The following is a 23,151-nucleotide window of genomic DNA, read 5'->3' as shown; positions in this document are numbered from 1 at the left end:
TGTTAACAGGGAAGGTATTAGACTAAAGTCGGGCTATACAAGGCTGACAGCCCGGTTTCTGCCCTCATCTTTAGCCTGATACAGCGCATCATCGGCGCGGCCCAGCGTAATGTTTAATAACTCATCTGGGCGGCTTTGTGTAATACCCAAACTGCAGGTAATAGAAAAAGGGTTTTTGCTGTTACTAACGCAAATAGCTGCAACGGCACTGCGTAAGCGCTCAGCGATGACTTCTGCATGTTGCAGTTCGGTGTCTGGCAGCACAATCAAAAACTCTTCGCCACCGGTACGGCCAAAGTGGTCTTGCTCACGCAATAAACTGCTGACAGTAAGGCTGAATTGCTGCAGGGCTAAATCGCCGGCTTCGTGGCCGTAACGGTCATTTACCTGTTTAAAGTGATCCAGATCGAGGATCAGAAAACTCAGTGGCAGGGCGGTATCCCGCGCTTTTACCCGCTCTTGCTCGGCCAGCAACATAATGCGCCGCCGGTTAGCAATACCGGTTAACTCGTCGGTCATGGCAAGATTATGCAATCTGCGGTTGCGCCGTTTTAGTGATAAGGCGGCAATAAATAAAATCAGCAGCAGTAACGCAATTAAGCTCAGTGCCACGTACTGCCAGCGCTGCGCCAGTTGCAAGGTGCTGACATGCCGTTGCATAAGCGCTTTTTCTGCCGCCAGTTGCTGGTTGTGCTCTTGCTGATGGGCTGAATCAAACTGGATACGCAGCAAATTACTTTGTTGCTCTTTGGCTTGCTGTTGTTGTTGCTGATTAAGCGTAACGTAGCGTTGCAGCATTTGATAAGCCGCTGCAGTGTCGCCGGAAGCCGCCAGTGCCTTGGCTTTTACCTGATAGCGCATAAGCAGGTAACGCGGGTTGTCATCTGTACTGAGGTGGTGCTCGGCCAGTGTAACCTGATGCAATGCATCCTCGGGCTGTTGCAGGGCTAGAAGCGTTTCGCTGTGATACAGCGCTAACAGCCCCTTATAAGTGGCAAGCGAAGACTGATCCGGCACTGTGCTGCTGTTTAGCTCTTCAAGTGCTTGGCGGTGAAATGCCAGGGCATTGTCATATTGCTGCAGCAGGTTATATACCCATACCAGGTTTACCTTTATATAGGTTTGCCATAAGGGTTCATTCAGTTTTTTATACGCCTGTAATGCTTGTTCAAATAGTTCCAGCGCCTGCTGTGGCTGGTTCATTTCAGCATAAGAGAAGGCTTTCTCGTTTAAGATCATCGCCAGACGAAATTGCTCCTGTGGTGCGCTAAACTCCTGCTCTGCCTGCTGCAGATAGTTCAACGCCTCCTGATACAAACCCATGCGGCGATAAGTGGCGGCTATGGCCAGCACAACGTCACTGATATAAGACTGGTATCCCAAACTAAGCTGCAGCTGATACGCGCTGACATAATGCTGCATGGCATCGGCATAATTACCGCGGTAAGAGGCAATATTACCCAGCAAACTTAAACTAATGGCAATACTAAGCGGGTTTTCACTGGCACTGGCGGCGTCATAGCTAAGCTGAGCATTTTGCTCTGCCAGCTGGGTTTGCCCCAGTTGGCTGTAAAGGTAATAACGGCAGACATAGTAATCGGCCAATGCTTCGTGATCCTGCTGTGCTTTTGCCTGGCTGAGCTTTTCATCGCTAAAACTAATACCTTGCTCTGGTTTATCAAAATACGCCAAAGTGCAGCGCAGCCGGTTGAGCATACTGCTGCGTTTGCTGTCATTGGCGGGCATGGCGGTTTCAAGCTCAAGCAGTGCTTGCTGATAATCAGCTATGCTGAAAAAAGGCCGTTCGCCACGTTCTATTTGTTTAACCAGCGCGTCAAACTGCTGTGATTGAGCCAGCGCGCCAGTGCTGTATAAACTGACAAAAAATAACCACACAAAACTGATATAAGGTTTTAGCAGCATAGATACATCCTATGCCAAGAAAGGGCATGCACCGGCATCTTACCTGAAGATGCCGGTGTGGAAAGTACCAGGCTTAAAGAGCCGGGGTTCAGGGCTTTTTAATCCAGTTACCGTCAAGCAGAATATAATGACCGGCGCTGGTGCGCTCGAGGGCTTTTTTACCTGCCATTGCTTCTACATCTGCTACCGCTATGTTGTTTTGTTGTGCCAGTTTGGCGTATTCAGCCCGGCGGGCGTCGTTAATCAGTTTTACAATATTGGCGGCGTCACCACTGTTATTAACAACACCTAAATAGCCGTTAGCCTGTTCACCAACCAGGCCCTGTGCTTTGGCCTGGCCCAGTGCCGACATTGCTTGCTGTAAGTTCATTGCCAGTACCGGCAGGCTAATGGCAAACAGCGCAGGTAACAGTAGCAGTTTTAATTTAGTAAAACGTTTCATCATGTGCTCCTTAGAATAAACCACTGTCATCGCTGAACAATTCATCCAGCTGTTTATCGACTTTAATATAGATCTCGTGCTGAATTTTCACATTCAGGTTGATGTTAATCGGTTCGGCTGGCAAAGCCACCTGCACTTTGGGGGTGCAGGCGGCCAGTAACAGTGCCAGAACGACTGCTCCACTAAGTTGTTGTATCATTGTTGTACTCCGTTAGCGCGTTTTGCGCCTGACTGTTGTAAACGTTGTTGCACCCGTTGCTTTATTTTATCGCTGATTTTGCTGCTAAGCTGCAGGCTGGTGATCAGCGCCGGTATATCCTCTTCCAGATTGATATTCAGGTTTATCGCCCGGCCAGCTTCCAGCGCCGGGTTTTGTCCTCTCAATGTTAGCCCCAGCAACAATTTACCACTGGTATCATAGCTGACATTGCTCGATAACACCGAATAATGAAAATCGTCCAGTGCCTCCAAAACCACTTTCATACCCTGGTTGGTTGCTGCCATAGATTGCGCTGTAGGCGGGCGATACTGTAACTTGCCGCCCGGGCTTTCTGCGGCAATGCTACCATCTTTTACACTGGCACCATTACGGCCCAGCAGCAGCGGAATAGTGCCGGAGATACGGCCATTACCGGTAAGATCGGTAGTAGGATGTTGTTGCAGCAACTGGGTTAAATCAATTTGTTTTAACTGTAGTAATACCTGCTGCTCTGCCAGGGTTAAATCCAGTAGTACCGGCTGCACCTGCACCTGCCCGCCCATAGCCAGTAGTTGTAACTGCTGGATATCCAGTTTACCGGCAGTAATGGCATCGGTATTGGCGGTGTACTGTGCATTTAGTTTTAGCGGCCCGACTACCACGCCGTGCTCAATTTCCGCTATGGTGGCGTCCTTTGCACCCAGTTGTACTGTATCGGCCTGATAGTTTAACTGCAGCGCTGCGGTTAGCTCTTTAAACAGGCTGCGATCATAAATACCACTGACACCAGATAAATTAACGTTAGCACTGGCACTGAGCGCCGGTAGCAGGGTTAATTCACCTGTGCCAGCAATGCGGCCACGGTTAAACTCAAGTAAAGCAGGCCAGTCGGTTAAGGTTGCTGCCAGCGGATTACCGGCCAGCAAAAACATATCATCCAGTTGCCAGCTAAGCTCAAGCTGATCCTGTTGATAGCGCAGCTGATGTTTCAGCCCCAGGCTGGCAGCGTTGCTTATATTGCCATCCAGCGTCAAGGCGCTAAGATCGCCCCTGAGTTTGCTTTGCCACTGCCAGCTTTGGGTTTTTAGCTGTGGATGTTCAAGCTCGGCCGCACTAAGATTGATATCTGCGTGCAGCTTTACCTGGCTAAAGCGGTCATCACCACTAAACTGGCCAGGGCTAAGGCTGAGTTTAATATTGCGGCCCTTAATATCCGGTGTGCTCAGGCTGGCGATACTGGCGGTTAACTGCTGGATATCCAGCTGCCAGTTGTCGGCCAGCCAGTAGGCATTGAAGTCGCTGTTAAGCGCTATTTCGCTCAGTTTAGTGTCTGGCGCCGGGTTAAACAGTTGCTGCTTCAGGCTTAGCTTTGCCTGTTGCAGTTGTGCACTGATTGGCGGCGTAAGGTTAAGCATAACATTGCTGGTTAAGCCCAGCGCAGTTTTACCTTCGCTGTTAAGTGCAACATAGAGTGGCAGAGCGTTAAGTTGTGGTTGGCTTTTGCCATCGGCATTAACTGTTATATGCAGCGCATCGGCATTGAGACCCAATTGCAGCAAATCACCTGACAACTGTGGTTTTAGTAAGGTTAGCTGGCTATTTAGCTGATATTGGGTCAGCTCGCCTTGCTCAAGGCCCAGTTTGGCAACAACAGTGCCTTGTAACTGGCCTATGCCCGGCAGGCTAAGCGGTGTGGGCAGGTTAGCACTTAGCTGCCAGCTGCCGCTGGCTTGCTGGCTAAGGCTGGCCAGGCTAAGGTGTTCCGGCAGTGCCAGTTGCCAGTTACTTTGCACTGTTACCGGTGCGGTAAACTGGGCTAAAGCATCTACCGGCAGTTCAATTTGCCACAGTTTAAATTGTTGCAATAGCCAGGGCGAAGGCGGGGCTATATCCAGTTTAAATTCACCGCTGGCGTTAACATTGCCCTGGGCTGACAGCTGCTGGCTGAGCTCAAGCCAGGCGCTGTCGTCCAGCGTGAGGTGCGCATTAAGCAGTGGCAGGTTTTGTATAGTCTGATAATCGCCGCTCAGTTTTAGCCGCACTATATCGCTGCTGGTAGCGTCGGCAATGGCAGCATCAGCAACAGTAAGTTGGTACTGCAGTTTTTGCTGCACAATGCTCAGCTCGGCCTGCAGCTGATAACTGCAGCGGTTCTGGCCGCAGGGCAGGTGAATACCAAGCTGTTGCAGCGAAACGCTGCCTGGCAATATGGCTGGCAGTTGCCAGTTTTCTGGCAAGCTAAAAGCAGGCTGTGGTACCTCTTCTGCACTGCTATCAGGCGGTGGCCAATTGGTAAGGGTTATATTGCCGCTACCCAAATGCACATGATCAAGTGCCAGACTAAACCAGGCCGGAAACTGCCAGCTAAGTGCCACGTCATTCAGCTGCACATGCACATTGGCTGCGGCAATGTTGAAGCTGACATGGCTTAGCTGCAGTTGGCGCAGCGACAGGGCTTTAACGTCATAATGCAGGTTTTGCACGGGCAGAGCGGCCAGCGTTTTTTGCAGGTACCAGTAACCCGTAGCCAGTAACAGCAGCATGAGCACTAAGCCTGTAAGCAGCGTTTTATGCCACCAGCGCATGGGTATGATCCTTTAGTCAATTGAACCGACAGTAAGCTGAACTTACTGAATAGATTATGAATATATCAGTTGGGCTGGGTTATCTCTATGCAGCTGTGGGATAAAAATAGCAGCAATAAAAAAGGGCAGCCTGGGCTGCCCTGGTATCAGCGGGTATTTTTACTTGCGGGCATCGGCTGAGGCATCGCGTATTGCCTTAAATTCGTTGCCCTGATTCCAGTTTGGCCATTGGCGGCTGTTAGCCAACTCGTTGCCAACCTGATAAAACAGGAATAAGTCTTGCTGCGCACCGCGTAAATCCCAGTCGTCGTTCCACTCGTCGTTTACCTTGTGGTAACAGCAGGTATTGTATTCTGCGCGCTGGGCTTTACCCCATTCTGCACCATTTTCAAAGTGGTCGTTACCGCCTTTTGCGTAAAGGATTGGCACGCCTTTTTTCGACAAATTAAAGTGATCTGAGCGATACGCGATACCGGCTTCCGGGTTATGTTCGCGCACGGCATAACGGCCTTGCTGTTCGGTGTACTTAATGAGGATATCTTCAGCGTTGTTATTACCCAGGCCAACAATCACCATATCTTTCATCGGGCCATAAACGTTCATTACGTCCATATTAATGCCCACCACGGTTTTCTCCAGTGGGAATACCGGGTTAGCGGCATACCAGGCAGAACCTAGCAAGCCGCGCTCTTCGGCGGTTACCGCGACAAACACGACCGAGCGCTCTGGCTTAGGTTGCTGGGTAAAGTATTCAGCCAGCGCCAGCAAGCCGCCGGTACCGGACGCATTATCCTGAGCGCCATTAAATACTTTGTTTTTCGGGTTAGAGAAGTCCATGCCCAGGTGATCCCAATGCGCCATATACAGCACATATTCATCCGGATATTTGCTGCCTTCGATATAGCCCACCACATTGCTGGAAACCAGTTCGCGCAGGTTATTTTGTACACTGACAGAAGCGGTTGCATTAAGTGCGACAGGTGCAAAATCTTTTTGCAGGGCTTTTTTATGCATGCTGGCCAGATCGGTGCCGATATTAGCAAACAGCTTTTCGGCGGCTTCAGTGGTTACCCAGCCTTCTACTTTGGCGCGATCCATATTTTTGTTTTCGTTGATTAAATCAAATTTAATCGGCGAACCATGGGCTACCACGCCCCAACCATAACTGGCCGGTGCGGTTTCATGAATAATTAGTGCCATAGCGGCACCCTGGCGGGCAGCTTCTTCAAATTTGTAGGTCCAGCGGCCGTAGTAGGTCATGGCATTGCCGTTAAATAATGCCGGGTCCTGGGTAGCAAAGCCTGGATCGTTAACAAACATCACCACAGTTTTGCCTGTTACGTCCAAACCTTCGTAGTCGTTCCAGCCGTATTCCGGCGCGACAATACCGTAGCCGACAAACACCATTTCGCTGTCGGTTACTTCAACCTGTTCGGTTACCTGGGTGGTCCAGGCTGTCATATCGTCACGATAGTTAAACTGCGCCGGTAACTTATCGCCTTTTAGTGTCATGGCTGATACCTGAACCGGGTCAATCTGCACCAGTGATACCGGCTGTTTATAGCTGTCGCCATCAATAGGTTTTAAACCGATGCGGCGAAAGTTATCTTCTAAAAAGGCAACGGTTAACTCTTCGCCTTTTGTCGCCGGCGCGCGGCCCTGAAATTCATCCGCTGACAGTGTTTTAATGTATTCACCTAAACGCGGGTTGACTTCGCTAAACTGTAATTCAGAGCTTTTAGTTGCAGTTTGGCTTGTTGTAGGGCTGACATCTGCTGTTTTTTCACTGGCCGGTTGCTCTGAGCAGGCGGTTAATACCGCCAGGGCTGTCAGCGCAGTAGCAAGTGCGCTAAAGCGGGAAAGGATAATCATAGTGGCTCCGTGTTTTTTTATTGTTGTTTGCTGCTTTACCTGACACGCTGTGGCGGCGCCAGTTGGGCAAAATCAGTTTATCTTAGCGTAACTGAAATCAGGCGACCAGTTTACCGGTCGCCTGTGCCGGGGGATTAGTCTTTATAGCCCCATGGCGTTGGCGGCAGGGCAACCGGTTTGGTTAAATCAAAATCTACCCGGAACTCGCGGCCTTCGCGGATCAGGCGGTAGCTAAAGGTTTGCGGGTAAATATACATTTGCCAGATATTGGTATTTGACTGCGGGTTACCTAAACGCGAGAACAGCTCTTTTGAATACTGATCGGCCGGAAAGCTTTGCACATTCGCCCAGCCGGCATCTGTAGTGTGCCCGCCGTACATGGTAGAGACATCATGGCTGCCGTCTTTTTTGCGGTGATCATGCTTTAAACTCAGGCCTGAGCCGGTTTTGGTAATAATCCAGGTGCGGGAGTGATCATCACCCACATGAAACGGAATTTGTAATTGAGTGTCTGTACAATTACGCACATGCATTACTAAGCGGCCTTCAAAGCCACCACTTTGTGGATTATCAATGCTGACTTTGCCTTCATAGGCTTTACCACAGTGGGCGCGCAGGTTGTCGAAGTAAGCATCGTGGCTGGTTATGGATACCAGTGGCGCCGGCTGAACGATATTAGCCGAAATAGCGGCAGAAAATGTCAGGGCAATAGTGGTTGTAATCAGAGTCTTGTACATATATTTCTCCTTATAAGACCGCCGGACTATAACCTTTGTGCGTATTGGCTGCAAACCGGTGTTACTCTTTAGCCAACACAGACAGGAGCAAACTACAGATGCAAAATGAACTGGATGCTAAATTTTTATTCAGCGTGTTTAGTAAAATTGAAAAACACGGCAAAGCGATTAACAACGAGCTTGGCGCAGGTTTTGAGCTCGAAGGCGTGACGGTAAATTCCGGCTTTGATGGTTACGAGGTGTATTTTAGCAATGGCAAGGTGCAGTTAACCTTGGGATTTCATAACAAATGGCACAGCGATGCGAAATCAGAAACCGATATGGATGAATTTATGGCACAGCTGCGTAACATTAACCGGCAGCACTAAATTATTTTACTGCTTTATTTCACTTCGGCTAAGGATTTGTTCAGTTTAAACCGCTACCATAGCGCGTAGTTATAAGCGCTGGCAGAGACGACAGCGGGCGTTACCTGAGTAACTATTTTTTAGACGGCTAAAAGGCTATTGCCTGTTCAGTCAAAACAAGGTAAGGTGTCGCCCGTCAATCATATCTGATAGACCAGAAGAGGCGCGTTAGCCAGGTAGTTCAGGACAGATGTCTATACATCGCAGCCTGAATAAGGGGGACTAACGCCGAGAAAAGCGCAGTTATAGAGCTGCACTTTTCGGTCGTTAAGGCTGAATCCTTGCGACTGTCACCTGAATTTCGGTGGAGAGCTTCTGGCCTTTGTTAACTACAGTTTACAGAAATTACAGAAGCAATCTGTGCCATTCTCGTTTTGCTGTTAGCAAATGCCATGCTCTGCTTATTATGTTTTATAAGGAGAGGCACCCTTGTCCAAACTTATTGTTGCAAAATTCGGCGGCACCAGTGTCGCAGACTTCGATGCTATGTCGCGTTGTGCTGACATTATTCTGGCTGAACCGGCTATCCGTTTAGTGGTGGTTAGCGCCAGTTCCGGCGTCACTAACCTGTTAGTTGATATTACCAAACATACCGATGTTACCGAGCGCTATGCCTGTTATCAGGGTATCGAGCGTATTACGCTGGCGGTATTAAACCGTTTGCAGCAGCCCGATACCGTAGCAGCCGATATTGATCAGCTGCTGTCGGCACTAAAGGAGCTGATAGAGCAGGGCGGCGCGGTATACAGCGGTGCGCATAAAGACGAAATTCAATCTTTCGGTGAGCGCTTAAGCTCAGTGCTGTTTGCTCAGGTGCTACGTGAGCGTGGTGCCGCAGGTTTATGCTTTGATGCCCGCCGGGTAATGCGCACCGACAGCCGCTTTGGTAAAGGCGAGCCACAAATTACGCAAATCAGTGAGTTGTGTGCAATTCAGTTACAGCCCTTGCTGGCGGATAACGTAGTAGTTACCCAGGGCTTTATTGGCGCTGATGATATCGGCCAGACTACTACGCTTGGCCGTGGCGGTTCCGATTACAGTGCAGCTTTATTGGGTGAAGCACTAAATGCTGCTGTGGTACAAATATGGACCGACGTGGTCGGTATTTTTACTACCGATCCGCGCTTAACCGATCAGGCGCGCTGCATTAAAGAAATCAGCTTTGATGAAGCCGCCGAAATGGCCACCTTTGGTGCCAAAGTACTACACCCGGCAACGCTGATACCGGCAATGCGGCGTAATATTGGTGTGTTTGTCGGCTCCAGCCGCGAGCCACAAGCCGGCGGCACCTGGATAGCCAAAGAAGTTAAAGAGCGCCCGCCGTATCGTGCGATTGCACTTCGAAAAGCCCAAACGCTGATCACCGTAAAAAGTCCGGCTATGCTGCACGCTGCCGGTTTTTTAACCCGGGTGTTTGATATTTTAAGCCGGCACCAGATTTCGGTCGATTTAGTGACAACTTCTGAAATCAGCGTCGCGCTAACGTTAGATGAAGGCGGTATGAGCAGTGCTTTTAGTGCGTCGATAGAGCCGGCACTGGCAGAGCTGCGCAGTTTTTGTGAGGTGTCTGTGGAGCAGGGGTTAAGCCTGATTGCCGTGATTGGCAACCATCTGCACAGCAGCAAAGGCGTGACCGGCGATTTATTTAATACGCTGGAGCGTATTAATATGCGGCTGATCTGCCATGGCGCCTCTAAACATAACCTGTGCTTTTTAGTGCAGGATGCCGATGCCCCGGCAGTGGTAAAACAGCTGCACCAAAGTTTGTTTAGCGCAGCGTAATAAGCACTGCAGTAGCATCATTTAAGATACTACTGCAGTATTTTGTTGTGTCGGCTCTGCGGGAGTTTGTACCAAACCTTCCGAGCGGCCAATCACCAGCGCCACCATGGTATCGCCTGTTACATTGGTGGCGGTGCGCATCATATCGATAATCCTGTCTACCGCAGCAATAAAAGCGATGCCTTCAATCGGTAAACCCACCACACTTAAGGTTACTGTTAGCATGACCATAGCAGTACCCGGTACGCCGGCAGTACCGACTGAGGCCAGTGTTGCTGTGCCGGCAATCAGTAAATAATCGACTGTTGTCAGGTCTATACCATACAGATGGGCAATAAAAATGGCTGCTATGGCCGGGTAAATACCGCCACAGCCGTCCATATTAATGGTAGCGCCCAGTGGCAGTACAAAGCTGGCATAATCTTTTGATACACCTAAGTTTTCGGTTACCACTTTATGGCTTACCGGCAGGGTGCCGTAGCTGCTGGCGCTGCTGTAGGCTACTAATTGCGCCGGTAAAATGGCTTTAAAGTAATCACGTACGCGCATACCACCAAACAGCTTAACCAGGCCGCCATAGGTAAATACAATATGGATAGTACAGGCCAGATAAATGGCCAGAATAAATTTGCCCAGCGGTAACAAAGTGTCCAGGCCATAATTACCCACTACCCAGGCCATTAAACCAAATACGCCAAGCGGGGTTAACTCCAGCACCATACGGGTGATCTGATACATAATATCAGCACCGGACAGCAGCACTTTTTTCATCGGTGCGGCTTTTTCGCCAATTTTATTAATGGCGATACCCACTAAGGCAGCAAAAACGATAATTTGCAGAATATTACCGTTTACCATAGCGGCCAGCGGGTTGGTAGGAATAAGGTTGGTTAGTACATCGGCTACTGGTGGAATGTCGCGCGGTTTTATCTCTGCAGCGGTTAATTGTACGGCATCGCCCCAGTTCACCAGCGAACCTACCGTTAAGCCAATTAAACTGGCAATAAAGGCGGTCAGTAAAAATAACCCCACGGTTTTAAATGCCAGCCGCTGCATTTTGCCGTTGTCGGCCAGTGAAGTAATGCTGCTGATCAGGGCAAAAAATACCAGCGGCACCACCAGCATACGAATGGCATTAATAAATAAGGTGCCTAACGGTTTAAAGACGGTAGCCGTTTCACCCAGTAGGACACCGGTAGTGACACCCAATAACAGGGCTCCCAGCACTCTTTGCCAAAACGGAATTGCAAACCAGAAAGCCAACATAAAATAGCGCCATAATTCAATTTTACGCCATTATAGAGACAACAAAAGCGGCAACAAGGCCGCTTTTCTATATGTTATAACCAGTTGCGTGGTATTAGCTCAGGTTTTGCTCATACGGCAGCGGATCTGTGACGTTATTCAGCGTAAAGGCTTCTAACCGCTCCTGACAAGAACCACATTTACCACAGGCTTTTTCGCGGCCGTTGTAGCAGGTCCAGGTTTTGCTGTAATCCAGCCCCATGGCCAGGCCATCGGCAAGGATCTCTATTTTGGTTTGCGCCAGATAAGGGCTGATAATATCGACCGGTTCGTAGTTAGCTATTTGGCAAACATCATGCATTTTTTGCACAAATTCCGGCCTGCAATCGGGGTATATAAAATGATCACCCGAGTGCGCACCGTAATACACCTGCGATGCGCCCAGCGATACCGCGTAACCTACCGCCAGTGACAGTAAAATCATATTGCGGTTGGGTACCACGGTAGACTTCATATTATCAGCTGCGTAATGGCCTTCCGGAATATCAATATCATCGGTTAACGACGAACCGGCTAAAAGCTGGTTAATAGCGGAGATATCAACAATTTTATGTTTGATACCCAGCTCCTGACACACCTGTGCGGCACACTGCAGCTCTTTTACATGGCGCTGGCCATAATTAAAAGACAAGGCGTACACATCATGGCCGGCCTGCACGGCTTTGTGTAACACAGTGAAGGAATCCATCCCTCCGGAGTAAATCACCACAACTTTGTTCGGCATAGCAGGCTCTCTCTTGTATAATACGGCTTAAATTTTCAATTAATGCTGCCGGCCCTGAAGCCGGGCGCGCATTGTACTGTAATTCAGCCACAGGCTAAAGGGCAAAGCACAGAGTGTATAAAGTTAACGAGGTTTTTGAAACCATTCAGGGCGAGGGCAGTTTTACCGGCGCAGCAGCCATTTTTATCCGGTTGCAGGGCTGCCCGGTGGGATGCAGCTGGTGCGACACTAAGCACACCTGGGATATTAAAGACGAACTGGCAATGCCGCTGGGCGATATTGTAATTAAAACGGCCGAGACAGAGCATTGGGCACAAGTTACCGCGGCAGAGTTACTGGCGCGGTTTATTCAAGAAGGCTATCAGGCGAAGCATGTGGTGATCACCGGTGGTGAGCCATGCATGTATGATCTTAACCCCCTGTGCGAACTGCTGCACCAAAATGGCTACAGTACGCAAATTGAAACCAGTGGTACTTTTACCATTAAAGCACCAGCGCAAACCTGGGTTACCGTATCACCCAAGGTGAATATGGCTGGGGGCTACAAGGTTTTGCAAAGCGCGCTGGACAGAGCCAACGAGATTAAACATCCGGTTGCGATGGAAAAACATGTCGATGAACTGTTGCAGTTATTGCAACATACTGATACTAAAGCTAAGCTGATTTATCTGCAGCCGATCAGTCAGCAGCGCCGGGCAACCGAACTGGCAATAGCTATGTGTAAAAAACATAACTGGCGGCTTAGTGTGCAGGTGCATAAATATTTAGGGATCAGCTAAATGCCACAAAATATTGAGCCGTTTTTTCAGCGTTATGCCGACGCCTATTCCCGATATCAGTTACCGCCCTTACTGGAGTTGGTCTCATTACCTTGCCTGCTATTAGCTGACGAAAGCAAAATAATGTTTTCTGAGCCCGAAAGCCTGCGGCAGTATTTTGAACAGCAATTTGAGCAGTATCGTCAGGTAGGGGTGGCACGGGCAGACTTTCGTTTACAAAGCCAGGTCAGGTTGTCAGAAAGTTTAAGGTTTGTCAGCCTGTACTGGTATTTTTATGGCAAGGACGAACAGGTGCTATTTACCTGCCACACCTCTTATACACTGCAATCACAGCAAGGCATCTGGCAACTGGTTGCCTTGCTAACTGACGACGAACAAGCTGCTTATCAGCGGGTGCGCAACGCTCAGGCCTGATGCGACAACCAGGCCTGTAAGCTGTCCAGACAAGGTGCCGGGCTGTTTTCCTGCGCCAGCTTTTGCTTAAGTGCCGGTTGCATAGGAATAAGCTCCAGCCAGCGTGAGGCCAGCCAGGCCGCGTCAGTATATTTAGGCGTTGGGTAAAGCTGGTTTAATGCCGGGTACTCTTGCAGCAGTTTTTGCAGTTGCCTGATAAGCGGCGTGTATTCAGCATTGACATCTGCGGTGGCCCAATTCGCCAACGGTTCTGTCATCGCAACGTGTAACTGATCAGGCTCCTGCCAGCGGCGGGCAATCTTTACCCGCTCAATACCGGTAATGGTGATGCCCAGCAAGCCATCTTCTAATTGCTCAAAATCTTCAATTTTTACCCGTGTTGCCAGTGGCAAAATACGATCAGCATGTTGCCCGCTGACATAAGGGTTAATTTGCGCCAGGGCAAAATCGCGTTTACCGGCACTGGCTTCGCTGACTAACCGCACATAGCGGCGCTCAAACACGCGCAAGCGCATGCGGCCCTCAGGTAAGATAAAACTGTTTAGCGGAAATAATGCCAGTTCTTTCATAGTGCTGCTGATAAAGTTGTATAGTTGCCTGTTATACGTAACATGAGCGGCAATGGTTTGGCCACAGCAGAGGTTTTATGACATTACAACACTGGATTTATCTGATAACAGCGGTGCTGGCACTGAATATCGTGCTATTGCTGCTGTTATTATTGCGCCGTGCGCCGGGCAGTGACCTGGCAGAGCAGCTGGCCCAGCATAAGCTCGAACTGGTGCAACAGCAGGGGCAGTTTCAGCAGCAGTTGCTGGAACAGCAGCATTTGCAGCGCCAGCATTTACAACATCAGCAGCAAGAGCATTTACTGCAGGTATTGCAAAAAATAACTGACACCCAGCAATCAGCCCGTTTTGAACTAAGCAAAAACCTGCAGCAACAAGCAATTATGCTGGCTGAGCAGGTAAAGCAATTAACACAAAGCATTGATCAGCGCTTAAAAGACATTGCCGGTCAGGTAGAGCGGCGTTTAAGTGAAGGCTTTGAAAAAACGAACCAAACCTTTACCGATATCGTTAAACGGTTAGCATTGATTGATGATGCCCAGAAAAAAATTACCGAGCTATCTACTAACGTTGTCAGCCTGCAGGAGGTATTGGCTGATAAGCGCTCCCGCGGTGCTTTTGGCGAAGTGCAGTTAACCGCGCTGATCCGCAATGTGATGCCCGAACAGCATTTTTCACTACAACATACTTTAAGTAATGGCCGTATTGCCGATTGTGTGCTGTTTTTACCCAAGCCCAGTGGCAACATTGTTATCGATGCCAAGTTTCCGCTGGAAAGCTATAAAAAGATGACCGATCCGCAATTTGGCCCGGAAGAGCGTAAGCTGGCGCAGCGCCAGTTTAAGCTCGATATTAAAAAGCATATTAACGATATTGCCGATAAATACATTATTGCCAACGAAACCTCAGATGGCGCGATAATGTTTTTACCCGCCGAGGCCATTTTTGCTGAGTTGCATGCTTACCATGCTGATATTGTAGAGGAAGCTTACCGGCGCCGGGTATGGCTAACCTCGCCAACCACGTTAATGGCCGTGCTCACCACGGCCCGCAGTGTATTAAAAGATGACGCCACCCGCCGCCAGATCCATTTAATTCAGGAGCACCTGGTTAAGCTGGCAGAAGACTTTGATCGCTTCCGTGGCCGCTTTGATAACCTGGCTAAGCATATTGATCAGGCCGCGACTGACGTAAAACAGATCCATACGTCAGCGCATAAAATAAGCAGCCGCTTCAGCCAGATAGAAAAAGTGGAATGGCTGGAAGAAAGCGACTAGGCTGTATTTGCAACCAACAAATTAAGTTAAAAACTAACGCAGAAGCCAGTAACAGCCTGCCCGGGGAGTTAAGCTAATGCCAATAGCTGCATTGTTACTGATTCTGCTGTTTTATGCTGCTACAGCATGGCCTGATAAAGCGCCGCTTTCTGCCATTGTCAGTGAAACCAATACTGCTCCTTATGCAATTTTTAATGCCGACAACGAACTGCAAGCAGGCCTGAGCAAAGATATTATTGACGAGTTGGGCCTGCGTATTAACCGCACAGTACAATATATAAATTTACCCCGGGCCAGAGTTGAGCCCTGGCTGATTGAGGGGCAGGCTGAAATTGCCTGTTTTTTAAACCCAGACTGGGTAAATGAACCTGATAAGCTGCTGTGGAGCACAGCACTATTTAGTACCCGGCAACTGCTGGTGCGCCGCCGCGAAAGCGAGCCGATTACTGCCATCCAACATCTGGCAGGCAAAAGAGTCGGGACTACACGTGGTTTTACCTACCCGGAGCTGGAGCAGGTATTTCAAAGTGGTGATGTGATCCGTGATGATGCCCACTCGTTAGAAAGCAATTTATTACGCTTAAAACAAGGGCGACTTGATGTGGTGATGACAGTTGATTTGTCTTACCATTTTTTTGTCAAAACACTGGATGATCAGAGCTTTAGTGCGGATCCGTTATGGTCAAAAGCACCAACAGTATATTGCGGCTTAAGCCGGCATAACCCGGAAAATGCGCAGTTGCTGTACGATACGCTGCAGCAGATAACCGCCAGCGGCTTTATTGAGCAACGGCTGGCGTTTTATATGGGGCGGCCGTTAGAGCATTAACGTCTGGGGTCGTCTTTCAGCTTCGGTATTTTTAGCCCAAGCTCCTGGCCACGGTGGCGGGCATAGTAAGTACAACCAACAAACATCAGGCTGGCCAGTACCAGTTCCACTACTGACAATAGCTGATGCATACCGCTGCTTACCCAAAGGTTAGTCAGGCTATGCAAAAAATAAATCATCACAATAAAGTTGGCCCAGGCCATGGTATAAGCATGGCCTTTGACAATGCCATACAATGGCAGCCACAGCGGCAGCCAGAGTAAAGCAAGTAATACATAGGCATTACCCATTTGTGGCGGTGCCAGCCATAAAATCCACAGCGGTTGTAATAACCACAAACCAAAAAAACCAATGCGGCCCATTAATAAGTAACGTGTTGTTTTAACCGACATCGGCGCAGTACTGCCTGGTTGCATAATTTATAACCTGTGTTGTTTTAATTGCAGGCTTAATGTAGCCAGCCGTTTACCAAAGGCAATGGCCAGCCGCTGTTCATCAACGCTGAGTTTATCATCAGCATGGTGGCCACTGACATGCGTTGGGCCGTAAGGAGTGCCGCCGGTTTGCGTCTGATGTAACTCTGGCTCGCTGTAGGGAATACCCGTTAGCAGCATACCATGATGCAGCAGCGGCAGGCTCATGCTAAGCAGGGTGGCTTCATTACCGCCATGCATACTGCCTGACGACGTAAACACACCGGCAGGTTTGTCAATTAACTCACCTTTAAGCCAGATACTGGTGGTGTTGTCCCAGAATGCTTTGGCATCAGCTACCATATTGCCAAACCGCACCGGGCTGCCAAAAGCCAGGCCGTCACAGCTGGCAAGCTCTTTAATATCAACTACGGCATGGCGGCTGGCGTGTTGTTTGTCCAGTGGCGGAACACACCGCACCAGCGCTTCGGCGCCACTTTGCTGTACACCAATAGCAATTTTGTCTGCCAGCGCCGCCACTGCACCGTGGCGTGAATAATATAAAATCAGTACGCGGCAGCTCATGATAACAACGACAGAATATTGCTGGCCGGCCGGCCAATAACGGCTTTATTACCGTTAATAATCACCGGTCGCTCCATCAGTTTGGGCTGTTGCACCATTGCTTCAATCAGCTGCTGCTCGCTCAGGGCCATATTGTCCAGCCCCAGTTGTTTGTATTCGTCTTCTTTACTGCGCAGCAACTGGCGTGCCGGTATACCCAGCATGCCTAATAAGGTTGTCAGCTCGTTCGCTGTCAGTGGATTTTTTAAATACTCAACTACCTCAACCGGCTGTGCTTGTTGTTGCAGCAGAGCCAGCGCTTCGCGGCTTTTTGAGCAGCGCGGGTTATGCAAAATTTTTATCATGGGTGTATTCCTGTTACGGCAGGGCCTGAGCGTTACATACGCTGCAGGCGGTTAAATTCGGCCTGTAATTGTTTTTTCTTTGCTTCGAGCCGGCGGTTTTCCAGCTTTTGCTCCGGCTTAAGATGATTTAGCGCTTCATTAAGATCATCAATGGCTTTGGGATAGTTGGCCAACTGATAAGCTAAATCGGCTTTGGCCTCATAATATTTGCCAAAATCCCCTAAGGCTTTGTAGGCATCTGCCAGTAAATCGTAGGCCAGTATGTTGTCGTTTTTGTAAAACAGCAGGCTTTTCAACAAATGAATTGCCAGATGATGGCCGCCGGATTTCATCGCCGCATTGGCGTAGTTTAATGTAACCACCTGATTATTTGGTCTTAACAGATATTGCTGTTCAAGCATCTCAAGACAAAGCTGGTACTCTTTTTGCTCAAGTAAAATGTCAGTATAAACATCAATGTAGTACAAGTTATGCTCGTCTTTTTCCAGTAACTGTTCGATCAGTTTGCGGGCTTGGTCCAATTTGCCGGTATCGAGCAAGGTGATAGCCAGGCCGTATTGGTTTGCCTTGGTATTACCACCGGGTTCGCCCAGCTTTTTACGAAACACCTGCTCTGCATCTTTTTTATTGTACTGATAACGCGCCAATACCCTGGCTTTGCTCAGGGTAAAATCCTGGCTGTCAGGAATAAAGCGTTGTGGAAATTGTTCGGCCCGCATCCGCGTGTCACTTACCCGGTTTTGCGATAATGGGTGGGTTTGTAGAAAAGACAGCTGCTGACTGATAAAACGGTTTTGTTCTGTCAGCTTACGGAAAAAGTTAGGCACAGCATAAGGGTCAAAGCCGGCATCTGCCATAACCTGCATGCCAATGCGATCGGCTTCCTGCTCGTTGCTGCGGGTAAAGTTTATTGCACTTTGCTGCGCTGCGCCCTGAGTTGCCATCATTGCGGCCATACCAGCTTCCGGGTTAACGGTGGCCAGCACGATAGCGCCTAACACACCGGCCAGTGTTAATGGCGCTTTCTGGCTTTGTGCTTCCACAAACCGGGCAATATGGCGCTGGGTTACGTGGGCAATTTCGTGCGCCATAACAGAGGCAAACTCACTTTCGCTATCCGCGATGGCCAGGGTACCGGTATGCGAAGCGATATTGCCACCTAAGGTGGCAAAGGCGTTGATATTTTTGTCTTGCACCCAGTAAAATTTAAACGGAAAACGCACGTCGTTTGCCCGTGCTACCAGACGGTTACCCAGAGAGTTGATATATTCGTCAAGCAGCGGATCGTACACCATAGGCAAACTGCCGCGGGTTTGGCGCATCATCACATCGCCAAGCTGTTTTTCCTTATCAGGTGTAATGACGCTAAAGCCATTACCACCCAAATCCGGCAAGCTACTGGCAGCGCACACTGAGCTAATCAGGCTGGCTGCAAACAGGCAGGATGTTAAAGAGTTGATTACTGCTGAAAATTTCATGATAACAACGCCCGGGCTCTTCTGTGTGTCAGATCAACAATGCAGACTTTGTCTGCTATTTTGCTGATTAGTTCCAGTGTTTGTGTTGTGCTAATTTACCATATATTTTGTCAGCTCAGCGTGTTAACTGCCAAATTATCTGTGATCTCCGGTATACTCAAAATACTGCTGCAATCGTTTAACCCCCTGTAACACGGAGTAATAATATGCTCGACTGGCTGAAGAAGTGGTACGCCAATAAGTTTTCTGATCCTCAGGTTGTTACGTTGTTCCTGTTATTACTGATTGGTTTTATGGCTATTTACTGGCTAAGCGGCATTTTAGCGCCGGTATTGGTGGCCATCGCGTTCGCTTATTTGCTGGAATGGCCGGTCGTACGGCTTAGCAGATTAGGCTTGTCACGTGGTGTCAGTACAATAGCGGTGGTAGCGGGTTTTGTCGGCCTGGCTACACTGACTCTGATGTGGATTATTCCCATTTTCTGGTATCAGGGGCGTAATTTACTGCGCGATTTACCCCAGATGATAGAGCAGGGCCGGGCTTATATGCTTGAGCTGCCTGAAAACTTCCCCGGTATTGTCAGTGTTGAACAAGTTAATATTTTAATGCACTCGGTTGACGAGCGGGTGATGGCATTTGGCCGTAATATGCTGGAGTTGTCGCTGGCTTCGATTGTGGATTTAGTGGCGCTGTTGATTTATCTGGTATTGGTGCCGCTAATGGTATTTTTTATGCTTAAAGATAAGGCTCAGTTAACTGCCAGTTTTGCCCAGTGGCTGCCAACAGAGCGCAAGCTTATTACCCAGGTATGGCATGAAATGAATACCCAAATTATGAACTATATCCGGGGCAAAATTCTTGAAATCCTGATTGTCGGTACGGTTAGCTATGCCGTGTTTGCGCTGTTTGGGCTGAACTATCCGTTGTTACTGGGTGTGCTGGTGGGGTTGTCAGTGTTAATTCCCTATGTCGGTGCAGCGGTAGTAACCTTGCCGGTAGCATTGGTGGCATTTTTTCAGTGGGGCCCAACAGCCGAGTTTGGTTATCTGATGCTGGCATATGGCATTATCCAGGCGCTGGATGGCAATTTACTGGTGCCGTTGCTGTTTTCTGAAGCGGTAGATTTAAACCCGGTATTTATTATTATTGCCGTGCTGTTTTTTGGCGGTCTGTTTGGCTTTTGGGGTATTTTCTTTGCCATTCCGCTGGCCTCCTTGGTTAAAGCTACTGTGAATGCCTGGTCGACCAGAGTACATCCATACTCTGAGCCGACCGATTAGGAGCCGCCCGATTAGCATAAGGTTACCAGTTATAACCGACGCTGATACCGGCACTGAGCTGACGGCCCGGTGCCGGTTCAATGGCGCGGCCATTGCTCTGGTTTACAATAACAGAGCCAACGTAATCTTTATCACTGACATTATCCAGTACCAGCCAGTAAGCCAGATTAAGCTGTTGCCATTGCTGGCTATGGCGTGCACTAAGTGAAAATGTCAGCGCTGAGGGCGCACTGTTACTGTTGGTATCATCAATATACACTTTACTGCGATACTGGCTGTGCAGGGCAAATTCAGTGCTGTCTTGCCACGGCTGCAGGGCTAGTTGCCAGTGCAGCTGGCTGTCGGCTATGCCTGGTAAGCGTTTGCCATCAAGCCCGGCATCTGCAAACTTTGCCGACAGATAACTGGCTGTCAGTTGCTGGCGCAAGTAAGCATTAGTTTGCCAGTTAAGTTGCAACTCAGCGCCGTGGCGCTCTGTTTTGGCGGCATTACGGTAACTGGTTCTACCGCCAGTGTTGCTGTCAACTAACAGCTCATTTTTACTGTCAACGTTAAAGTAGCTCAGGCTGGCGCTTAAGCCGTCACTTAACCATTTAAAGCCGCTTTCCCATTGTTGGTTGGTGCTGGCGTTTAGCGCCAGATTCACGCCGGTATCATCTGTCTGATAAGCAATTTCCGCCAGAGTGGGGCTTTCAAAGCCGGTACCAGCGCTAACAAACCAGCTAAAACCCGCTGCAATGCGATAGCTTAAACCCAGCGCAAAGGCGTCGTTGTAAAATTGTTTAACGCCGCTGTCGTCAGGGTTTTGTGGCAAAATAAAGCGGTCGGCAATGCTGAGTTTTAACTCGCTGTAACGCCAGCCACCCTGAACCTGCCACAATGCTGCCGGTTGCCAGTTAAAGCGGACAAACGCATCAGTATTATTGGCACTGTCGGTCTGGTCACGGCGCAGGTCGCCACGCTGGCCAAAGTCATTAACAAAGCCCAGGCGTTCGTCGTCACTCTGTACCAGGCTGCCGCCGGCGCGTATGCTGTAGGTATCGCCGTGCAGCAAGCGATAGCTGCCATTGATACCCTTAAACTGGCGTTGCAACACCACTTCGCCACCGGCAGACGATAGCGCGCTGCCGGTAAAGGCCAGACGTTGGTTTACCTGCCGGTCACCAAGCCAGCTACCCAACTGCCAGCGATCCGGGTCATCATAGGCCGATAAACTCAGACTAAGCTGGCGGTGCCGGCTGTTTTTTTCTGTATCAAACTGCTCAGCTGCGCTATCTGTTTGCTGTGGGTTCTGCTGCCAGGCGCTAAGTGTAATACCCAGTGGGTCTTGCAGGCTAGGATCTCTGGCGTAATCCAGCCGGGCGCTAAGGTTGACACTATTAGCCAGCAGCGTTTTGTACAGCAGCTGAGCCTGCTGTTTTTCTGCAGCAGAGTGCGGCCGGTAGCCATCGGTGCGAAACTGCTTAACTGCTGTACTCAGGCTATGATCACCACTTACCCAGTCGGCCTGCAGCTGATACTGCCGGTGCTGCTCACTGCCTGCCACACTGGCCGTCACCGCGTTTTGCACCGGTGTGCGGCTATACAGTGATATAACGCCACCAGAGGCATTACCATATAGTGCCGCCAGCGGGCCTTTTAGCACTTCTACCTGTGCTACGCTGTCTAGCAAAACACTGGATAGCTGGCCCTGGCCATCAGGCGTAGACAGCGGTATACCATCCTGCTGCAGGTGCAGGCCGCGAATGCCAAAAGCGCTGCGACTGCCAAAACCACGGATACTGACACGGGTGTCCTGGGCAAAATTAGCTCTGCTGTCTGCCTGCACTCCGCTAATGGCACCAAATATCTGCGCGCTGTCGATAATAATACCTTGCGCAGGCAGCGGGCTACGCTCTACCGAGGCGGCGCTGTTTAACCAGGATTCTGGCTGTGCTGAGGCACTGATCACAATAACTTCGGTTTCTTCAGCGCGTACACTGTGGCTGAACAGGCATGGCAAAGCCAGCGCCAGCGCTGACCATGCCGGCAGGCTGGCGGTAGATTTTACTTTTTTCACTGGATTATTTCGCCGGCGTTAAACGTAATAACTGGCCGTCAGAGCTATCAGTCAGTAAGTAAACTGCACCATCTGGCCCTTGTTCAACGTCACGGATGCGGTGGCCAATCATAATGCGCTCTTCGTGGCTTACTTTATCGCCATCAAGCTCCAGGCGCACCAGTTGACCAAATTTTAATGAGCCCACCAGCATATTGTTTTTCCACTCACCGAACATATCTGCGGTGTAAAATATCAGGCCACTTGGTGCTATGGACGGTACCCAGTAGTGTAACGGTTGCTCAAGGCCATCCTGCTCTGTTTTGCCAATTACGCCGCCGCCATATTCTTCACCGTAAGTGATCAGCGGCCAGCCGTAATTTTTAGTCGGCTGGGCAATATTAATTTCATCGCCGCCCTGAGGGCCGTGCTCGTGTGTCCACAGTGCGCCGGTTTGCGGGTGCAGTGCTGCGCCCTGAATATTGCGGTGGCCATAAGACCAGACTTCCGGCTTGGCCTTGCTGTCTTTAATATAAGGGTTGTCTTTTGCCGGTGTACCGTCGGTATTAATGCGGATCACTTTACCTATGTGATTGTCCAGCTTTTGTGCCTGATCACGCTGGCTGCCGCGATCACCTGTGGTAATAAACAATTCGCCGTTTTTATCAAATACCAGACGGCTGCCAAAGTGGTGGTTGCTTTTATATTTGGGCTGCTGGCTAAAAATCACTTTCACATCTGTCAGTTTGTCGGTGCCTAATTTGGCGCGGGCCACTGCTGTGCTACTGCCATCAGCACCAGGCTCACTGAAACTAAAGTATACCGTGTTGTCGGTAGCAAAATCGGGCGACAGTACTACATCCAGTAAACCACCCTGACCACGGGCATCAATGTCAGGTAAACCCGCCAGCGGCGCGCTTTTGTTACCTTCTGCATCAACAATTAGCATGCCGCCATTACGCTCTGTAACCAGTACTTTGCCATCAGGCAAAAAAGCCATACCCCAGGGGTGTTTCAGCCCGGAGGTTACACTGTTTACGGTCACAGGCGTTTTTTCTGTCGTCAGATCAGCGGCCTGTGCAGCCGGAACTATTGCCAGAGCAATAAGCACTGCCATTAAATGTTTTTGCATGTGGTACTCCTGTAAAGATTGGATAATCAAGGATTAA

22 protein-coding genes and 1 riboswitch are annotated in these 23,151 nt (G+C 49.5%); of the genes, 7 read left to right on the top strand and 15 right to left on the bottom strand.

Going from position 1 to position 23,151, the window contains the following annotated elements:
• Window positions 1-33: 33 nt before the first annotated feature.
• The 6 genes from BLW68_RS18775 to BLW68_RS18750 form a co-directional block, all read right to left on the bottom strand.
• Entirely contained in the window at window positions 34-1,923 is a 1,890-nt protein-coding gene (locus BLW68_RS18775; RefSeq protein ID WP_092796575.1) for a tetratricopeptide repeat-containing diguanylate cyclase, read from the bottom strand.
• A gap of 88 nt (window positions 1,924-2,011) precedes the next feature.
• Entirely contained in the window at window positions 2,012-2,365 is a 354-nt protein-coding gene (locus BLW68_RS18770) for a YdbL family probable chaperone protein (RefSeq protein WP_092796573.1), read from the bottom strand.
• Window positions 2,366-2,375: 10 nt separating this feature from the next.
• On the bottom strand, window positions 2,376-2,564 hold the full coding sequence (locus BLW68_RS18765; protein ID WP_068235700.1) for a YnbE family lipoprotein: 189 nt from the start codon (window positions 2,562-2,564) through the stop codon (window positions 2,376-2,378).
• Entirely contained in the window at window positions 2,561-5,149 is a 2,589-nt protein-coding gene (locus BLW68_RS18760; protein WP_092796571.1) for an intermembrane phospholipid transport YdbH family protein, read from the bottom strand. The genes BLW68_RS18765 and BLW68_RS18760 overlap by 4 nt, the downstream gene beginning before the upstream one ends.
• A gap of 159 nt (window positions 5,150-5,308) precedes the next feature.
• Window positions 5,309-7,021 (bottom strand): M28 family metallopeptidase, encoded by a 1,713-nt coding sequence (locus BLW68_RS18755; protein WP_092796569.1) that lies wholly within the window; start codon window positions 7,019-7,021, stop codon window positions 5,309-5,311.
• 134 nt (window positions 7,022-7,155) lie between these two features.
• Complete coding sequence (locus BLW68_RS18750; protein WP_092796567.1) at window positions 7,156-7,758, bottom strand: hypothetical protein; 603 nt, start codon at window positions 7,756-7,758, stop codon at window positions 7,156-7,158.
• Between the two features lie 98 nt (window positions 7,759-7,856).
• On the opposite strand from BLW68_RS18750, the gene BLW68_RS18745 reads away from it, so the two are divergent.
• Together BLW68_RS18745 and lysC are read left to right on the top strand one after the other, a co-directional pair.
• Window positions 7,857-8,126 (top strand): DUF3081 family protein, encoded by a 270-nt coding sequence (locus tag BLW68_RS18745; RefSeq protein WP_092796565.1) that lies wholly within the window; start codon window positions 7,857-7,859, stop codon window positions 8,124-8,126.
• Between the two features lie 189 nt (window positions 8,127-8,315).
• Window positions 8,316-8,488, top strand: a riboswitch (Lysine riboswitch).
• Between the two features lie 106 nt (window positions 8,489-8,594).
• Window positions 8,595-9,947: a lysine-sensitive aspartokinase 3 gene (gene lysC / locus BLW68_RS18740; protein WP_092796563.1), complete on the top strand. Its 1,353-nt coding sequence runs from the start codon at window positions 8,595-8,597 to the stop codon at window positions 9,945-9,947.
• Window positions 9,948-9,968: 21 nt separating this feature from the next.
• Here lysC and BLW68_RS18735 read toward each other — a convergent pair whose 3' ends face one another.
• Both BLW68_RS18735 and queC read right to left on the bottom strand, forming a co-directional pair.
• Window positions 9,969-11,213 (bottom strand): dicarboxylate/amino acid:cation symporter, encoded by a 1,245-nt coding sequence (locus BLW68_RS18735; protein WP_092796561.1) that lies wholly within the window; start codon window positions 11,211-11,213, stop codon window positions 9,969-9,971.
• 94 nt (window positions 11,214-11,307) lie between these two features.
• Window positions 11,308-11,976 carry a 7-cyano-7-deazaguanine synthase QueC gene (queC, locus tag BLW68_RS18730; protein WP_092796559.1) on the bottom strand — a complete coding sequence of 223 codons (669 nt, stop codon included), beginning with the start codon at window positions 11,974-11,976 and terminating at the stop codon, window positions 11,308-11,310.
• Between the two features lie 113 nt (window positions 11,977-12,089).
• On the opposite strand from queC, the gene queE reads away from it, so the two are divergent.
• On the top strand, window positions 12,090-12,755 hold the full coding sequence (queE, locus tag BLW68_RS18725) for a 7-carboxy-7-deazaguanine synthase QueE (protein WP_092796557.1): 666 nt from the start codon (window positions 12,090-12,092) through the stop codon (window positions 12,753-12,755).
• Complete coding sequence (locus BLW68_RS18720; protein ID WP_092796555.1) at window positions 12,756-13,169, top strand: hypothetical protein; 414 nt, start codon at window positions 12,756-12,758, stop codon at window positions 13,167-13,169.
• On the opposite strand, the gene BLW68_RS18715 is transcribed toward BLW68_RS18720, so the two are convergent.
• Window positions 13,160-13,738 carry an LON peptidase substrate-binding domain-containing protein gene (locus BLW68_RS18715; protein ID WP_092796553.1) on the bottom strand — a complete coding sequence of 193 codons (579 nt, stop codon included), beginning with the start codon at window positions 13,736-13,738 and terminating at the stop codon, window positions 13,160-13,162. The two genes, BLW68_RS18720 and BLW68_RS18715, sit on opposite strands and share 10 nt — an antisense overlap.
• Before the next feature lie 77 nt (window positions 13,739-13,815).
• Here BLW68_RS18715 and BLW68_RS18710 point away from each other — a divergent pair, with 77 nt between their 5' ends.
• A complete protein-coding gene (locus BLW68_RS18710) occupies window positions 13,816-15,015 on the top strand; it encodes a DNA recombination protein RmuC (protein WP_092796551.1) in 1,200 nt (399 codons plus the stop codon).
• 76 nt (window positions 15,016-15,091) lie between these two features.
• On the top strand, window positions 15,092-15,844 hold the full coding sequence (locus BLW68_RS18705) for a substrate-binding periplasmic protein (RefSeq protein WP_092796549.1): 753 nt from the start codon (window positions 15,092-15,094) through the stop codon (window positions 15,842-15,844).
• Here BLW68_RS18705 and BLW68_RS18700 read toward each other — a convergent pair.
• Genes BLW68_RS18700 through bepA form a run of 4 tightly spaced genes read right to left on the bottom strand, consistent with a single transcriptional unit; the run spans window position 15,841 to window position 18,664 of the window.
• Complete coding sequence (locus BLW68_RS18700) at window positions 15,841-16,260, bottom strand: DUF2069 domain-containing protein (protein WP_245728400.1); 420 nt, start codon at window positions 16,258-16,260, stop codon at window positions 15,841-15,843. The two genes, BLW68_RS18705 and BLW68_RS18700, sit on opposite strands and share 4 nt — an antisense overlap.
• Before the next feature lie 3 nt (window positions 16,261-16,263).
• Entirely contained in the window at window positions 16,264-16,842 is a 579-nt protein-coding gene (gene wrbA, locus BLW68_RS18695) for an NAD(P)H:quinone oxidoreductase (protein WP_092796547.1), read from the bottom strand.
• Window positions 16,839-17,186 (bottom strand): arsenate reductase (glutaredoxin), encoded by a 348-nt coding sequence (gene arsC / locus BLW68_RS18690; protein ID WP_092796545.1) that lies wholly within the window; start codon window positions 17,184-17,186, stop codon window positions 16,839-16,841. The genes wrbA and arsC overlap by 4 nt, the downstream gene beginning before the upstream one ends.
• 32 nt (window positions 17,187-17,218) lie before the next feature.
• Window positions 17,219-18,664, bottom strand: coding sequence for a beta-barrel assembly-enhancing protease (gene bepA / locus BLW68_RS18685; RefSeq protein ID WP_092796543.1), 1,446 nt, complete (start codon window positions 18,662-18,664; stop codon window positions 17,219-17,221).
• A gap of 206 nt (window positions 18,665-18,870) precedes the next feature.
• Here bepA and BLW68_RS18680 point away from each other — a divergent pair, with 206 nt between their 5' ends.
• Window positions 18,871-19,944: an AI-2E family transporter gene (locus tag BLW68_RS18680; protein WP_092796541.1), complete on the top strand. Its 1,074-nt coding sequence runs from the start codon at window positions 18,871-18,873 to the stop codon at window positions 19,942-19,944.
• Between the two features lie 22 nt (window positions 19,945-19,966).
• On the opposite strand, the gene BLW68_RS18675 is transcribed toward BLW68_RS18680, so the two are convergent.
• Together BLW68_RS18675 and BLW68_RS18670 are read right to left on the bottom strand one after the other, a co-directional pair.
• Entirely contained in the window at window positions 19,967-22,003 is a 2,037-nt protein-coding gene (locus BLW68_RS18675; RefSeq protein ID WP_245728399.1) for a TonB-dependent receptor family protein, read from the bottom strand.
• Between the two features lie 4 nt (window positions 22,004-22,007).
• Window positions 22,008-23,114 carry a PQQ-dependent sugar dehydrogenase gene (locus BLW68_RS18670; protein WP_092796539.1) on the bottom strand — a complete coding sequence of 369 codons (1,107 nt, stop codon included), beginning with the start codon at window positions 23,112-23,114 and terminating at the stop codon, window positions 22,008-22,010.
• Between the last annotated feature and the right edge of the window lie 37 nt (window positions 23,115-23,151).

The organism is Rheinheimera pacifica (assembly GCF_900108485.1).
In the GTDB taxonomy this organism is placed as follows: Bacteria; Pseudomonadota; Gammaproteobacteria; order Enterobacterales; family Alteromonadaceae; genus Alishewanella; species Alishewanella pacifica.
The sequence above is the reverse complement of the archived record's forward strand: the minus strand, read 5'-3'. Positions and strand labels throughout refer to the sequence as shown.

Coding starts and splice junctions, on each gene's coding strand:
- BLW68_RS18775 (WP_092796575.1), bottom strand. CDS start 1,923: ATGCTGCTAAAACCTTATATCAGTTTTGTGTGGTTATTTTTTGTCAGT.
- BLW68_RS18770 (WP_092796573.1), bottom strand. CDS start 2,365: ATGAAACGTTTTACTAAATTAAAACTGCTACTGTTACCTGCGCTGTTT.
- BLW68_RS18765 (WP_068235700.1), bottom strand. CDS start 2,564: ATGATACAACAACTTAGTGGAGCAGTCGTTCTGGCACTGTTACTGGCC.
- BLW68_RS18760 (WP_092796571.1), bottom strand. CDS start 5,149: ATGCGCTGGTGGCATAAAACGCTGCTTACAGGCTTAGTGCTCATGCTG.
- BLW68_RS18755 (WP_092796569.1), bottom strand. CDS start 7,021: ATGATTATCCTTTCCCGCTTTAGCGCACTTGCTACTGCGCTGACAGCC.
- BLW68_RS18750 (WP_092796567.1), bottom strand. CDS start 7,758: ATGTACAAGACTCTGATTACAACCACTATTGCCCTGACATTTTCTGCC.
- BLW68_RS18745 (WP_092796565.1), top strand. CDS start 7,857: ATGCAAAATGAACTGGATGCTAAATTTTTATTCAGCGTGTTTAGTAAA.
- BLW68_RS18735 (WP_092796561.1), bottom strand. CDS start 11,213: ATGTTGGCTTTCTGGTTTGCAATTCCGTTTTGGCAAAGAGTGCTGGGA.
- queC (WP_092796559.1), bottom strand. CDS start 11,976: ATGCCGAACAAAGTTGTGGTGATTTACTCCGGAGGGATGGATTCCTTC.
- BLW68_RS18720 (WP_092796555.1), top strand. CDS start 12,756: ATGCCACAAAATATTGAGCCGTTTTTTCAGCGTTATGCCGACGCCTAT.
- BLW68_RS18715 (WP_092796553.1), bottom strand. CDS start 13,738: ATGAAAGAACTGGCATTATTTCCGCTAAACAGTTTTATCTTACCTGAG.
- BLW68_RS18710 (WP_092796551.1), top strand. CDS start 13,816: ATGACATTACAACACTGGATTTATCTGATAACAGCGGTGCTGGCACTG.
- BLW68_RS18705 (WP_092796549.1), top strand. CDS start 15,092: ATGCCAATAGCTGCATTGTTACTGATTCTGCTGTTTTATGCTGCTACA.
- BLW68_RS18700 (WP_245728400.1), bottom strand. CDS start 16,260: ATGCAACCAGGCAGTACTGCGCCGATGTCGGTTAAAACAACACGTTAC.
- wrbA (WP_092796547.1), bottom strand. CDS start 16,842: ATGAGCTGCCGCGTACTGATTTTATATTATTCACGCCACGGTGCAGTG.
- arsC (WP_092796545.1), bottom strand. CDS start 17,186: ATGATAAAAATTTTGCATAACCCGCGCTGCTCAAAAAGCCGCGAAGCG.
- bepA (WP_092796543.1), bottom strand. CDS start 18,664: ATGAAATTTTCAGCAGTAATCAACTCTTTAACATCCTGCCTGTTTGCA.
- BLW68_RS18680 (WP_092796541.1), top strand. CDS start 18,871: ATGCTCGACTGGCTGAAGAAGTGGTACGCCAATAAGTTTTCTGATCCT.
- BLW68_RS18670 (WP_092796539.1), bottom strand. CDS start 23,114: ATGCAAAAACATTTAATGGCAGTGCTTATTGCTCTGGCAATAGTTCCG.